At 31.6% G+C, this 16,058-nt stretch carries 7 protein-coding genes; all 7 read right to left on the reverse strand.

The annotated features are described in order from the left end of the window. Positions 1 to 335 precede the first annotated feature (335 nt). The 7 genes from GJV85_RS08680 to GJV85_RS08710 all read right to left on the reverse strand — a co-directional run bounded on the left by GJV85_RS08680 (position 336) and on the right by GJV85_RS08710 (position 16,056). Positions 336 to 3,635: a P-loop domain-containing protein gene (locus GJV85_RS08680; RefSeq protein WP_207560997.1), complete on the reverse strand. Its 3,300-nt coding sequence runs from the start codon at positions 3,633 to 3,635 to the stop codon at positions 336 to 338. Beyond that, entirely contained in the window at positions 3,613 to 6,294 is a 2,682-nt protein-coding gene (locus tag GJV85_RS08685) for a hypothetical protein (RefSeq protein WP_207560998.1), read from the reverse strand. Before GJV85_RS08685 ends, GJV85_RS08680 begins: the two co-directional genes overlap by 23 nt. A 50-nt stretch (positions 6,295 to 6,344) precedes the next feature. Beyond that, on the reverse strand, positions 6,345 to 8,237 hold the full coding sequence (locus GJV85_RS08690; protein WP_207560999.1) for an NAD-binding protein: 1,893 nt from the start codon (positions 8,235 to 8,237) through the stop codon (positions 6,345 to 6,347). 66 nt (positions 8,238 to 8,303) lie between these two features. Continuing rightward, a complete protein-coding gene (locus tag GJV85_RS08695; RefSeq protein WP_207561000.1) occupies positions 8,304 to 13,301 on the reverse strand; it encodes an ankyrin repeat domain-containing protein in 4,998 nt (1,665 codons plus the stop codon). A gap of 73 nt (positions 13,302 to 13,374) precedes the next feature. Beyond that, complete coding sequence (locus GJV85_RS08700; RefSeq protein ID WP_207561001.1) at positions 13,375 to 13,944, reverse strand: hypothetical protein; 570 nt, start codon at positions 13,942 to 13,944, stop codon at positions 13,375 to 13,377. Positions 13,945 to 14,268: 324 nt separating this feature from the next. After that, a complete protein-coding gene (locus tag GJV85_RS08705; RefSeq protein WP_207561002.1) occupies positions 14,269 to 15,822 on the reverse strand; it encodes a transglutaminase-like domain-containing protein in 1,554 nt (517 codons plus the stop codon). A gap of 6 nt (positions 15,823 to 15,828) precedes the next feature. Beyond that, the gene (locus tag GJV85_RS08710; RefSeq protein ID WP_207561003.1) at positions 15,829 to 16,056 is read right to left on the reverse strand and encodes a DUF350 domain-containing protein; all 228 of its coding nucleotides are present in this window, start codon (positions 16,054 to 16,056) and stop codon (positions 15,829 to 15,831) included. Positions 16,057 to 16,058 lie beyond the last annotated feature (2 nt).

Raw genomic sequence — 16,058 nt, forward strand, 5'->3', positions numbered from 1 at the left:
CGGGATTTGTCACTTTTATCTAATTAAGTTGATAACACCTTTGAGTCTATAAACTCTTTCATATTATCTATATAGCCATTGAGTGAGTGTATTTCACCATCATTGGATGGAAGTTCGATACTGTTTCCTAGATGCACTAACTTAAATTTATTTGACCACTGAAGTAATCTGTACGAGGGAGGAACTATATCTAAGGTATTAACGAAACGAAATATATTTAGTAATTTTTCGTATTTTAAGTTAAACTCTGGTGAGCTAAATGCTGGGATAAATTTAAAATATTTTAATATAAAAAAGGTTAAAGTCTAATATCAATAGATCTTAAGAAATAAAAATCATATTTTTAATTTCAAAATTTCCCTTTTCCATATCTCATTAAGCGGCTCATCTGGAAGTTTTAGTGCTATTTCACATTCTTTGTGAAATTCATCCATTCTGTTAAGCTCTTTAAGAGCTTTTAAGTAGTCGAAGTACTCTTTTGCCATAAATTCTATATTTACTCTATCAGAGTCGCTCATATAGTCGTATATGTAGCGTTTAAACATATCTACTGCTTCTTCGTAGTTTCCTTCGAGTATGTTTATTCTCGCTTCGTATGGTGTAAAACCGGTACACCCAGAGCTCTCATAAACTGACTTATCTTGTGGTATGTAGCATATGCTTTTGTACACCGATGTTTCATCATTTTTAAACTTCTCTAAGTAGAGTTTAGCTTTTTCTACATCTTCCATAGCATAGTAAAGGTCAAAGTATAGAGCGTATAAGTTCTTCACAAACCTTCTGGCACTTAAGTTCTCTAGCCTACTCTTCCAAAAGACTTCAAACGCAGTACCTAGTGTAGTTTCAAACAGCTCATAGTCTCTATAGTAAACAAACCTTACTTGTCCATACTTTATGAGACTCATCTGTCTACTTACTTCACCATCACCAGCTGCGTTTATACTCTCTTGTAAAAACTTTAATGCTTTTTCAGGCTCTCCTCTTAGGTAAGCTATGGTTCCTACATCGTAAAGTATAGTCGACTGCTCTAGATTGTGCAGTTTTTTTATGCCGTCGTTAGCGATTATCTCTTCATAGAGTTCATTTGCTTCTTTGAGCTTCGCCTCGCGTCTAAGCACGTTTCCTTTTCTCGCTTTAAATGCCACCATATATGAGTCTATAACATTCGAGTTATACTCACTTTGAGTCTCCTTCGCGGCTACCAACACCTCTAGTATCTTCAAGTACAACTTCGCGTTGTTTTTAAAAACATAAGTGGCATGAAGGTCTTCAACACTTATGAGCTGACTCGTCGGATCTTTTACTTTCTCTATGAAAAAAGAGAACAATGTATGCACTACTTTTTCGATGAGTTCGTCTTTATACTCTACATTTAGTTCTTCGTTGTTTAAAAGACTCTCTACAAATTCGTAGAGCTCGTGAAGCATATTCTCCTTTTGTCCGGCGTTCACCTTTTTACTCATAAAGTCGACTTGGTACAACTCTATGAACTTCGAGTATGAGTTGCTTTTTAGACAGTGAAAAGGAAGTTCCGACAATTTTCTAAAGTTTAGCACGCTACTTTTTTCATGAACGAGCGGTTGGTTCCAAAAGTACTCCAACAAGTTCGTGTGGTAAAACTCTTTACTCGTTCTATAGTAGTAGTCTCTACTGCACTCTTTAATCTTTCTATGGTAAAAGCTTATGAGCGAAACACCGTCAAACTCGACAAATGTGAAGTACTTGAGTAGGTCATAGTATAGTCTTGACCATACTGCAGCCGGTAGTTTGTCTACTCCCGAAGTGGAGATGAGTTTGTGGTAAGGGTTGGAGATGTCGTCCATAACTATGTAGTCAGACGAGAGTATACTAACAAGTTCATGCTCGCTCAGACCATTTTTAGAAGCACTTAGATAACCAAGAGTATGTTCAACTAACATCTTTGAGTGGTGGTGTTTCACTTCCAACTCTTTAAAGTACGTTCGTATGGCCTCTACTAGGGTTTCGTCGTTTAGCGTTTTATAGTCGTTGTCATACGACTTCCAACTCAAAGCTTGGTCAAATATGATCTTCAAGTATAGCGGCAGCGCGTTCTTTTCAAAGAGAGCTAGTAAATGCTCCATCTGCTTCTGAGTCAATTTTTTCTTGTTTATCTTCAGCCATTCGTCCACTATAGCTCTAGTCTCAACGACATTTAGTTTTTCAACTTTGTAGATGTTCTTTTTTGAGACTTTAGTCTTAAGTATCCCGTAGTAGTCTCCATACTCAGACGGGAGTGTCGAGAGTATGATCTTTATGTTTTTAGGTAGTTGCGACTCTATCCACTCCAAGCTACTTTTCGTCTCAAACTGATCTAGAGCGTCTATAACGATTACGAGTTTTTCCGATGAGAGCTCCGAAAACCTATTTAGCGTTCTGATGAAAAGGTTAATGCTCTGGGAGTAGTCTTTCGGCGTTACACTTTTTTCATCTCCCATATAAGACTCTATTGTATATATCATGTTATCTATCAACTGTTTTGGCTGAGAAGAGAGTTCGCTGATGCCTACAAACCTATAGAGAACTCTTGTGCTACCTAGTGTCTCTTCCATAGTCGCTATGATCTTCGCCATAAGAGCAGACTTCCCTACTCCCGATTCTCCGTATATTGTAAAGGGACTTTGCTCTTCACTCTCTACATAGTTCTGTATCTTCTCGAGGATATCTTCTCTACCTATGAAAACTTTTGCTCTTTCAGACTTGAACTTTTCATGTATCTTATCTTCTAACATTTCTGTTTGCGAAGACACTTGTCCTATCTCATTGTCGATTTTCTCTTTTAAAAATCTTTTAACGGCGATTGCATAGTCTTCTAAGTACTCTTTGTCAGGCTTGAACTGCTCTTCTTTTTTTACAAGCTTGGCGTTTAACTCGCAGTACTCTACCTTTGGTTCTTGGCATACTTGCAGTCTACTTTTCAAGTCGTTAAGTTTCTCTCTGTTGTCTTCTAAAAAAACAGCATCGTCTACCTCACCTATGTTACTGATGTTTCGTACCATACATAAAACGCTGTCGTCGCTAGTTTGTATGATATGAGCGGAGTTTAAAACTCCCTTGATTATCTCTTGCTCGGTTGCGGACTTACCTATGTGAAGATGCGAAGGAAATATATGTTTATGTTCTAAGATACTTGAGACTATCTTTTTCTCTACTTCGCTCCAGGTACTCACATAGTCTTGAGTCTCGTCCAGTACACTGTTTATGGCTTGTAGGACATACTCTTGGGGAATGCTGTTCTCATCTTTTATATACCACTTGGAGAGCAGTTCTTTTTCGTGAGCTTCTACAACCTCTAATAATTTCTCAAAGTAAAGTGCTTCGATGTTCGTAGGAGCTGGAATCCAGCCGTATCTGCTTCCGAGCATTATCAAAAAGTTTGGTTTTGGATAGTTTACGAGCTTTTCAACTTCGTTTATACATATCTGCATAGCTTTATGGTCAAGCCCAGCCTCACTGCTAACACCCCAACGCAAATCTATAGGCTCAAAACTGTATCCGTAAGACTGACAGTAAGCTTTTATCTCAGGGAAGACTTCACCTTGGAGTATGTTTCTCTCTTCTTGTAAGTCGTTAAATGTCGAGCTTATAAAGAGTCTAAATGTTTTTGAACTTGTCACTTTTTGCCTTTATTGAACAAATATATGGATATGAACTACTATTAACTTCATTAGTATTTGGACTAATCCAGATAATTCTTTTTCTTTTTGATATAGCATATTCTATAATTTTAGCTGTGCCACCTTCTCCTTTAGCTTTTTTACCGTCCCATATAGCAAATATAATATCAGACTTATTTACTACTTCTTGTCGAGATTTTTTATACTGATTAGTATCAAATTTATTTTGAGCATTAGATAATAGTCCTATTTCTACCTTATTAAGTAACACTTCATTATTCCAAAACAGTTTTCCAATAGCTCTAAGTATCTTCTCGCAAAGTCCAGTTTTATAAATGCTTTTTTGCTTTCTCTCACTTCCATTAGTAAGTGAATAGTCATTGCAAATATCATTTCTCAAATGGTGATTAAAATCAATTTTAGATGACATTTGTAAAAAATCTTGCATATAATCTTCTTTTTCAAATGGCATTGGTACTATTAATTGCTTAATTTTTTGTGTATCAACTTGGAATGCTACATTGACAAACAAACGATCTGCACCTTCAGCAAGTGGAGATATTAGCTTTATATTTCCATAACTATTGATTACTTTTTTCAGCTCTTTAGTTAAGGTTTGTTGTAACTCTACATCTTGCATATTTATATTTTTATCCCCAGTTATACCGATTGAAATCTCCTCTATTGGAACGATTCTATAACCAGTACTTGCTAAATAATTTGGAAGGTACAAAATAGAATATAAATCATATATAACAGTTTGTTGAATACCAATATCTGCAAACTCTTTCATAGGTAATAAACAATTATGCTCTTTGATTTGACTTTTTCCACTACCATTCTCATCATATGTCCAACCATTCAAATAATGAAATGCATTCCATCGTTCATGTTCAGATATTGCTAATTTTGAGTAGTTACTACTACTTTTTATTATATATTCAAAAAAAACTTTTAAATCTAGTTGGTCTTCACTATATAGTTTAGAAGACAAACACTTAATTTCCTTATTTATGTCAAAGTATATTTTTATATAGTTATACTCAACTGGTTTGGATTTTTTCCACTGTACTATTTTGAATATTCTCCACCTTTGAGCAAAGTCATCTTTATGTATTCTGAGAATTTTTTGATTATGATTTATTAGTTCTTCAGCAGATTCTGTAGAAGTTACTTTTTTCAATCCCAAAGACATCAGTTTTGTATTAATATGAAGTGCTTGCGAACGATTAGACTCACGTTTATTTAGAGTTGTACTGTCATGCCACTTTTCACTAATCTGCTCCTTTTTATCTTTGTCGTTTACACGAAGAAGCATATCTTTTTTATATTCTTCTGCATAACCAAAATGAATTAGCTTAGCAATTTCCTCATATTTTTCATCTATTAAGAAATCTCTACTTGTTATCTTTTTAGCATCACCAAAGGTGTAATATTCGCTAAATTCCTCATTATTATCATTGATTGCTTGGCCTAGTTCTAAATTATTATACATTGCGAAGAGTATTTTTGTTCTCATTGTTTTTTGAATAGATTCTTTCAAATAAATTTTATCATGTAAATTAACAACACATTCTAGGTTTAGATTTTCATCATCATCACATATTATTACATTTGCTAAATTATCTTTCTTCCATATAGGGTTTTCATAAAACTCCATTTTAGCCATTGATGTTTTATGAGCTATAAATGAAATTGTTTCTATTTTTGGTAGCTGCATGAAAATTGAATGTAGTTTTTGAATAAACTTTTCAGAATTTTCTCCAATACAGTGTATGGAAAGATGATTGTCATTTGGTAAACTTGACAATAGACATAAGTGATACACTATCCTTTCGGCTAAATTCCCATCTCCCACAAGCACTATGTGATAAGGAGTACTCTCACTGGCTAAATTATGGTAGTTGCCTAAAATAGTATGTGTTTCAAATAAATCTCTAACCGCATTCTCATAAAATGAGTAGACCTTAAACTCTAATGGAAGGTTTCTATTAACACTTAATATCTTTTGTTGAAAAAGTGCTTTATATTGTTGATTATTTAAGTGGATATGAACCACTGTCGTATTTCCAAACTTTTCTTTAGACATATCTTTTGGAATTTTATGTATTATTGTTCCAGCTATTTCAATATTCATTCTATCGTTACCTGTTGATACCACAATATGCTCTAATGTTACATAGTTTATTTTATACATATCTAAAGTACCAATAAATACAACAAAGCCTTTGTCTTTATAATCATGAATGTATATGTTATTTTTATCAGGTTCGATGATAATTATTCTATTTTCATTGCCACACTTAAGTTCACTATCTAAATATTTACGATTATTTTCTCCCAAACCTATTACAATGCTATGCTTTGTATCTGCAATAATTTTAATTCGTAGAGAGTGTAGAACATTTTTAAACAATTTAAATAAAATAGCTGATACAACTACACCATAAGCAATAAAGTTTGCATGAATAGAATATTGATTAACAAGTTCACCAGGTAAAGCGACAAAAAGGTTTTCAAAAGCTAACACCCCTATAAAACCATAATCATCTACATCAATCTCGGTCAATGGGCATATAGACTTCTGCCAAACTCCATAATAACTTAAAAAATATGCAAATAGTAAAATCGCGAATACAGCTTTGTTGCTAGAAGACAAATAATGTATTCCTTTAAATAGATAATATAGTAATACATAAAAATAAGTCATCAATATTTACCTTCAACTATCTCATACCCAGCATTAGCCAAATAGTTAGGGATATATAAGATTGCATACATGTCATATAAAATAGTTAGTTGAAGTTCTTTCTTTTTAAACTCTTTTAGTGGCAGGAGACAGTCATGTTCTTTTTTTGGTTTTGATTTCACTTCTTTATACTTCCATCCGTTTAAGTAATGAAATGCATTCCAACGGTTGTGTTCAGCTCGTATGAGTTTTTCAAACATTGTTTTATACTCTTGTGGAAAGTACATTATATCAATGCTATTTTTATCCTCCTCACTTCCCCATAACTTAGGTAATTGATGAGAGTAGTTTTGAAGTCGCTCATTATCCAAGTTTAGACTATTTCTATCTTGCTTCAATGTAGCATCGAGAATAGCTCTATTTATCATAAGCAATTCATTCTGACTCTTTTGGGATTTAACTTGTTGTAGCCCCAAAGCTTTTAACTTCATAGGTATGTGTTTACTTTGTGCTTTACTAGAGAGTTTGTCGCTTAATTTTGAGGAGTCATACCATTTGTCATGAATCTTTTTTAGAACTTCTATATCGTTTAGGTCATGAATATCCATAGGCTTGTAATTATCCGCATATGCATTATGAACTAGCTTTGAGAGTAAGTCATTTTTCTCATCTAACAAGTTTTCTCTAGTACATATCTCTTTAACATTCCCAAATGTGAAAAACTGCTTGAAAGCCTCTTTGTTAACATTAATTTTATTACTCATCTTATATGCGTTAAATATTGCAAAGCTAACGCGAGTTTTCATATCATGAGCATCTGCTATATATGTTTTGTTAAAAAGATCTATAGCTATCTGAATATTTTTCTCTTCATCGTCATAACAGACTACGGCATGAGTCAAGTTGTTCGTAAACCACAGATCTTCGTTATCGTAGAACTCTATCGTCTCACTACTTTTAGCAACTACTTCAAGTGCTAACACGTGCTCGATACCGCTGTATCTTTTAATGACTTTCTTTCTAAATACATCCGCATTTTTATCCACGAGGTGTATAGTCAATTTGTTTTCATTAGGTAAGTGAGCCAGTTTCGCTATTTGATAAATCATGTTTAGCGCTAACTCACCATCACCGACTATTGCAATATTATAACCTTCACTACTTTCTATGATTTCATTTGTTTGTCCATCTACATAATTTTCACTAAAAAATGTATCAGCAGCTGCTTCATAAAATGAAAATGTTTGTATGTCTATTTGACTCTCTTTATTTGAAGTGGCAACTATATTTTGATGAAACACTGCGTTTAAGTCTTGGTTAATAATATGCACGACAAGCTTTATAGGGCTTTTTATTTCTTTAGTCGCATAATAATCCATAATCAAGGTAGCTAACTCTACATTAAGCCTGTCATTGCCTAACGCAATGACTGCATAGTCCATAGTATCAAAGTTTAGTTTTGAGAGCTGCTCTTCATCAAATACATCGCCTTCTACAACACCCATGCCAGACTTTCTGAAATGTTCAATTTTTTCATTTTGCATATTCTTTTCAAAAATGATGTATTTATTCTCTTGTGAATGCATATCATTTTCTAAAAGAGCAGTGCTAAACTCCCCTAGCCCAAATACTACAGTATGTTTCGTTACAGATATACTCGTTATAAGCTGCTTATTTATAAAATCTTTAAAGTAGATAAGAATAGCAATAAATGATGCAGATATTATCGATGCAAACTCTAAGGCAGAAGAAAGCGAGTCCAAAAGGTCTTTAGTCTGAAAAGAAAGAAAAAACCTTAATGTAAATGCTAACAGTGCAATAATTCCAATAGCTATAGGTTTATTTTCAAGTAAAAAATACACAACACTTGGTGAAGCTTTATACTCATTTACAATTTGTTTTAGTTTATTCATTTGTTCCCTTCGTATTTTAGTCTCTATTTTAATCCCATCTATCTATCATATGCGAATACTCTATATTTAGAAGGGTATTTCGTCTTCATCAAACTCAACTTTATTTCCTAAGTGTTCCTCTAGCTGATTAAATGACTTTTGCAATATTTTATTCTCAAATAAGAAACTATCAGGTAACTTGGTTTTTAAGTGTTCGAGGCCTGCAATTGCCTGAGCATAGTCATTTTCATTAATATGAGCAATAATAGAATTACAAAAATTCATAAAAAAGTTATGAAGAATCTTTTTTTGTTTATAGTCATATTTAGAAGCAGTTTCTATTTGATCAGAACTATATGCAAGCAACTTCTGAAAAATATCTCTAAATTCATAAGATTCCATCGCAGTATATTCAAATTGTTCATTCATTTCTGTTTCAATAACATTTTCTCTTATAAATAACATTAGTCTGTCTTCGCTTAATACAAACTCATTATTGATAATAGAGTTTGTATGATAAGTAGAATTACTAATTACTGTTGCTAAATTAGAAAAATGATTTTTAATTTGATTAATCCGATGTAAATCTTTATTAGATTTAAGACCATTACTTATCGTGTTTACAATATCAATCGCTTTCTTTGCAAATATTCTAGACTCTTTATATTGATTTGAATCTAAGAAATATGAAAAATTAATAAAAAAAGTAATATAAGAATCCCACCAAAGGTCTCTATTATTTGGGTATATCTCTGATACCAGTAAATAATATTTCACATAATTTTGTATAGAACTATTTTCCAGCTTCTGATACTCAAGAATTTTTTCAATCTTAGTATTATAAGTTATCAGCTCTCTAAGATAGCCAGCCATCTGTGTATACATCTCTTCATTTTCTATAAACTTATTAGGTAGTAATCTTATTACATATAAGCTTGCTTGAATAGATTCAGTTATCTGATTATCTAATATAAGTTCTCTAATCTCTTTTTGTACTGTACTAAACTCTTCATCTATAATTTTACGGTTATAAGGAATATTAACCAACTTAAATATTTCGTCTGATGTCATATCCTCAAGTATATTAAATACACCTATTTTAGGTAAGAAGATTTCATCTGTTCCATAACTTAACAATAATACTTCAACCTCAGGTTCAAATGTATAATCACTTGCTAACATACCTGCATCTGAATAAATTGTTTTATCCGCACCATTTTCAAGTAGATATTTAACTTTTGAATAGTTTGATTGCCCCTGCATAATTAGTTTATGATCAAGTTTTGCCGCCATAATTAAGGCTGTCATACCACCTTTACTTCTCATGTTTATATTTTTAACTTTTGGTAACAAGAGTTCAAGAAACTTTAGCTCATTTTTTGCAGCAGCATATACAAAAGGAGTCGTTCCTGAGGCGACAGGTAAATCTGGGTTTGCTTCATGTTCTACCAAGAGAGTACATACATCATATAAATCTTTACTTAATGCCCAAAAGAGTGCTGTATATCCATTTTGTCCTTGAATATTAGGATTGGCCCCTAAGTTTAATGCCTTTGATATAACTTTATAAGCAGCAGCTTCTTGTGTAGCGTTTAACCCGGGATTACTTGTGATATGTGTTAATATTGTCTGGCTAGCTTTATCTTGATCATTAACATCTAATCCTACTTCAGTAATTAAAAAATCAAGACATCTTACTGCTTTGTGATCTATAGCTACAAATAGTAAATTTCTACCTTGTATATTTCGTTCATTTAATACAACTTCTTCTGCATGTAACCTATGGAAATAAGCTAAGTTGTCGTAAGCTAACGCTATATCTAAATATTTATCTTTTTCATTTATATTTATAGACAGAGGAATATCCCCTCTATCAAATAGATAATTTATAATCTTTTCATTATTGTTTCTAAAATAATAAAAAATTGTATCTTTATCATTCTTATCTATCTCAAAGAGGTCAGCCCCTTTATCAAGTAACATTTTCAAGATCTTTACATTATCATTGTTACACAAATATTTTAAAGGTGTATCTCCTAGTTTATTTTGATGATTTACATCTGCCCCATATTCTAATAAAATCTTAACAAGTTCTACATTCTCAAACAGTACGGCATAAGACAAAGAAGAACTATGCATACTTTCAATATTTGCCAAATCATAGTCTGAATCATCTTCTTCAATCAAGATTGATTTAATTAATGAAAACTCGTCTATATCATTGATTGCTAATTTTTTTGATTCTATCTCTTCAACACTATCATGATCTTTTTCTACTGCATTTACATCTGCCCCATTTTCAAGTAAAATCTTACATGTCTCATAAGCAGCACTTTTATTCTGATTTTGGGCTGCTTTGAGTAAAGGAGTGTACCCATTGTTGATAATATTAACATCTATTCCTTCTTCAAGAAACCTTTTGACTAATATTGTATTTCCATTTTCTGCTGCAAGTATCAAAGGTGACCAATTCTTTGGATTATTCATATTAACTTTAGCACCCGCATCAATAAGGTATTCAACAACAGATGTTTGGTTTAAGTGTGTTGCATGCACTATTGGATAAGTATTTGCCATATTAGTAACATTAAATGTCTCAATCGACTCTCCAATATACTGTATAACTTTCATTGATGCACAAACAACAGCATGAGTTAAGATGTCTGCATTAAACCAGTGCACTTTTGTTAAACTTTCACTTGATTCTGAAAAATATTTAATATAATTAACAGCATCTAATCGAGCAGCGACTATGAGTGAAAATGACATAAAACTCACTTTATTAATCTTTTCTAATTCACTTTTCAACTCTCCATATTTTTTATTATATTTAGAGAACAAGCCTTCACTATTTAAAGATTCAAAAATTGACACATATACCTCCATCATTTCAAATTGATCAATACTTTTTAATATATTATCTGTGAAAAATAAAAAAAGCTTCTCATATTGTTTTGACCCAAGCAACGCATACAGATATACTAGATATCCTCTCTGTGTTTTAGAGGATGAAAAAAGATTTGCAATATCACCGTTCAAGCTAACAGCATCTAATCTATAGTAGTCAAAAATATATCTCTTAAACTGTTCATCTTTAATGAAATATATAATTAACCCATTATTCTCTGTCTTTGATACAAAAGGAGATACTGCATTCAATAGCATTGTCCATACAGATGACGGTATTTGTTCATCTGCGAGTTCATGGAATTCATTTTTAATAGATAAATACACCTCTTTATTTTTTCGTAAAAGAGTGTTTAATTCCAATTCACTAAGACCATTATTACTGCTGCTTATATATCCTATAAAATTAGCAATGAGCTCTTGAGAGAAGTATTTCAGATAATGTTCATCATAATAGCTATGAACCTCTTCAAGTGTAGTAAAAAATCTATCTGTTTGAAGTACATGATCAAAAGGGGTAGTTCTATGTAAAAAAATCAAAGAGTTAAAGATAGTTAAGTTTTGGAAATCAACTTGAGAGACAAGAGCATCAGCCTGTTCTCTTTGAAGCACTCTATTTTCACTAGAGAGTGTCAGATTAATATATTGGACTGGATCAAACTGTTCCTCTAATGAAATATTATCAACAAATATATCTGCCCACGGTTTAATCGTAATTAACTGCTTATATTGCACAAATGAATTTGTTGAAATAATAAACCTTATATTATTATATTTTGTATTTATATTATCTACCAGTAAAAAAACTTCTTGAAAACCATCTACATAATTTAATCCATCAATAATAACTGTTTTATTATCATTTTCATTTAGGCAATCAAGTTCATACATAACAAATTTTTCAAGGTAAGAAAGATTAGCTAATAGAGGGCTACTCTCAATACTTGCAATTATTATATTTTGGGTATTGCTATAAAAATTGTAAAGGATTGAAGATTTACCAACTCCTTTTTTTCCATATAAAATAAATGGTGTACTATTTTTTTCTGTATGAGAGTGAATTTTTTCAAGAAAATCTAATTCATGTTTTCTTGCCATAAAGAATTTATATCTATTTTGAAAATAGTAATTTTGCTCATGCTTAATACGTTCAAATTCTGGCATCTCTGCTTGTCCAATCTGTTCTTTAATTGCATTTAGAAAATGTTCTGTTATGTCTTTTGAGAAAGTAGCTAAATAGTTTTGATCAAGTGTATCGTTTTTACAATATGTTGTCTTAAGTTCTATAATATTTTCATCATCAATACTCCTGCGTAAAGCATCTTTGAAAGTATCGCTATTCAAATGATTTTCATCTACATAGCTTTTACTTGAATCATCAAAGTTTGAAATAGTACGTATAAAAGCATATACATGTTTTTTATCGACAATTTGTTGATTCTGACATAATTCTGAAACTAAACGCTCCCCTTCTTTATAACTACATATCCCTTCTCTAACCTCATGTTCTGTTGCTGAAAGAAAATACTTCTCATCTTTATTTAGAATTTTAAGTGTTGTCACAGCCTTTTGTAATATTTCTCGTAAGGCTATCTCTTCAGCTTCCCAATTCTCATAAATAGTATACTCACCTACCCTTTTTGTAAGTATATAAGCACCGATAGAAGATTCTTTTTTACTATCAACTATCTGATTTGCATCAAATGAATACCATTGTGTAAGAAGTTGAAGCTCTGATATTTTACGACTTTCTTTTTGCTCTTCATGAAATGATGTAGGTGTACTCACATCAGCATAAACTTTATAGCTTCTATAATTTAATTCCACAGAGTCTTGATTAGATTCAATATATGTTATTATACTTTCATACTCTTCTTTTGCTATAGCATATGGTAAAGGAATCCAACCATATCTATCTCCTTGCATAATTAAAAAATTTGGATGAGGAAAAGCTTTACATTCTTTGACTTCATGAAGACATATATCTAAAGCTTTTTGATCAAGTTGGGCTTCGTTATTTACCCCCCAACGTAAATCAATAGGCTGAAACTGATAGCCATTGTCTAAACAATGTTTGTTTAAAACTGGGAATACAGTTTCATGTAGAATATGTCGTTCTTCTTGAAAGTCGCTAAATGTTGATGATATAAATAATCTAAATGTTTTTGATTTGTTCACAGTATGTAATCCTTTTATTCTTGTTTCTCATATTCTTATTCAAGATAGTTCTTGATATCCGTATTGTTTCTTTCTACCTCAAAGCTTCTGGAACATTTTCTTCATAGTATGCATCGATAATCTCTAACCTATCCTGTGCATTTGCAGTTTGAAACCATATTTCTGTAAGTGTGTCATTTCCATTTAAATCTGGATTTATTTGCACTAGTTTGCTTATAGACTCAAAGATGTCTAATGTTTCTTTAAACAATGGTTTAGACCTTATGATGTTCATTCTCTCTGCTAAAAACATTATAGGAGGTTCAAAACTAAATGAATCTATCTTTAAGGCATGAGAATATGCTTCATATTGTGTTTGCAATGCAAAAACCATTTTAGCCATACTTGCAAGATGACTTAATATTTCATCTTCCGTACTTTCAGCAGTCAAATTATCTATCTCTTTTAATATAGCTGCAGGTTCCGTATGTAACATGTCATAATCAAATTCCGTTGGCTGTGATTTAGCTAGTTCAGATTCAACATGTTCTACCCAATCCGGAGCCATATCATTTAATTTTTTCAACATCTCTTCTTCGAGAGTTCCAGCTTTATATTTATGGTAAAACTCTTCTAAGAATCCAAATAGTTCTTGTTCCATCATTTTTTCTTCCTTGTGTTTAGTTGCTTAGTATGCTGTGTAAGATTTATTATTTATAACAATATTTCAAAAGCCTAATGAGTCCTTCTCCACATTATAGTCATACTTTAATTCCAGTGTGTCTAGGGAAACTTGGACTTGTTCTAATGTTATTGCCATTTTTATTTTATAAATCTTAATTTACACACTTAAGTTATTGATGTTAATTAAATAATGTAAAATAACATAATTTGTATTTAATTTGTTACTAAATGTCTCTTATTGAATAGCATTTCTGATATTAAAGAAAATTATTATATATTAGATTTATGACAGGGTATGTCATTTTTAGTCTTTAAAGTACTTTACACAAAAGATATTATATTTTTTACTAGGATGTTTCTGATATTGATTTAATTCACCATAATCATTTTGATATGTCCAAAATAGCCCTGGCCTATAATAAGCTTCATAGTTAGTCCAGTATCGCTTTTTTGAAGATGGTATTCGCTGAGCTTTAACAAGTATTTCGGCTGTTGAAAAGTCTGGGAGCTTCATACCGATGCTTTTACATTTTTTAGTAGCATCAGTTAAGATGTACTTCCCATCGATTTGTTTTAGTTTAATTTTTTTTGCAGCTTCTCGTATATCTTTATATTTTTCTTCAACTAAAACTTTATCTATCAATATATCTTTGTCTTGCATACTTATCCAAAACTTTTCGCTTAAATAGCCTTTTTTAGATAACTCTATTTGATACATTCCTGGATAAAGTAATATTCCATCATGATATTTTGGTTTTATATTCATTATTTTAATTTTTGCGTTATCTTGTTTTACATTGATTTTCAAAGCATGGCTTTTTTTATCTAAGTATATTGGATCATCTGGCAAAAATTCGCTCCTAAGTACCCATTTCTCACCATGATAATTAACTGTATACTTTGAACCTGTATTTTGCCAAAAATATTTGCGATTAAACATATACTCCGGATGATATTGTGGTAGTGACTTGGCTAGTGGCAAGTGCGACCATTTATTTTTTTGAGTAGCCTCTAAAATATACTCTTTATTTTTTTCATATAAGACAACCCATGCATGCCCATCCTCTTTTTTACCTACTGGCGTTATCGTTCCAATAACAACTCGAGCATTATAACCCTGCCCTATAAGCCAATCTGCCAATAATATGGCATGATCTTCACAGTCTCCCCTTAAATTTCTACTAGCCTCTCGAGATGTTTGCCACACTTCCCTTTTACCATTATATGCATCTGTATCAAGTTGATACTTTATTCGAGTTCGCAAAAGTGACAGTGGTTCCCATACAGATTTTATATTTTTTGGATTATAGCCCACTAAATAGGCATTTGAATAATACAACCTTGCTGTACTTGATGGTGCAGCAATATTAAAATATTCTTCTCTAAAAGGTAGTATTTGTTCTATGTAAGTATTTTGTTGTTCTTGTTTTACGGAGAGTAATTTACCAATATTTAAAAGACTTCTGCTTTTTAGAACTTTTGTTTTACCACTCTTGGCTTTTTCATTATAGTTTCTATCTACGGACTCTTTATCTTTTGAAGATTTACCTTTAAACATAGGTTTCAAATTTTCTTTGTTTATTTCTTCATATTTGGTTTTTTCAAGAAGACTTTTATTAGATTCTTTTTTATTTTCATTCGCATCTTCTGCAGAGTTGCCATCATACCTATAGACTATAAAAATATACATAATGCTAAATATAATCAAGTTTAGAAATAAAATCCATGTACTCATTGCTTTGCCAGCATACTTATAGATACTTATAAGCAATAATAAACTTGCTATAAACATAACTGGAATCAGTTTAGCTAGTACTGGGTATTGATTATATAACTCAACAACTACATTATAAAGCATTAATATTTATCGTATTCCCATTCCAACAATTATGGCAATAAAAATCATAATGCTAGAAGCAAATATTGCAGCGGCGATATTACCTTTTTGAATCTCTGATTGTAAATCTATATTTTTCAATAAAACCTTATCAATTACTAGTAAAAAAATAACACTCGCGACCAATGTAACAAATGTTACACCTAAATTCATCCCTATAGCAAAGTATGTAGCCTCTATAAAATCTGTTTCCATTT

The organism is Sulfurimonas aquatica (genome assembly GCF_017357825.1).
Lineage (GTDB): Bacteria > Campylobacterota > Campylobacteria > Campylobacterales > Sulfurimonadaceae > Sulfurimonas > Sulfurimonas aquatica.

Bases quoted from the DNA above. Each gene is read 5' to 3' on its own strand.
- GJV85_RS08690 (WP_207560999.1), bottom strand. From the start codon at position 8,237: ATGAATAAACTAAAACAAATTGTAAATGAGTATAAAGCTTCACCAAGT.
- GJV85_RS08700 (WP_207561001.1), bottom strand. From the start codon at position 13,944: ATGATGGAACAAGAACTATTTGGATTCTTAGAAGAGTTTTACCATAAA.
- GJV85_RS08705 (WP_207561002.1), bottom strand. From the start codon at position 15,822: ATGCTTTATAATGTAGTTGTTGAGTTATATAATCAATACCCAGTACTA.
- GJV85_RS08710 (WP_207561003.1), bottom strand. From the start codon at position 16,056: ATGGAAACAGATTTTATAGAGGCTACATACTTTGCTATAGGGATGAAT.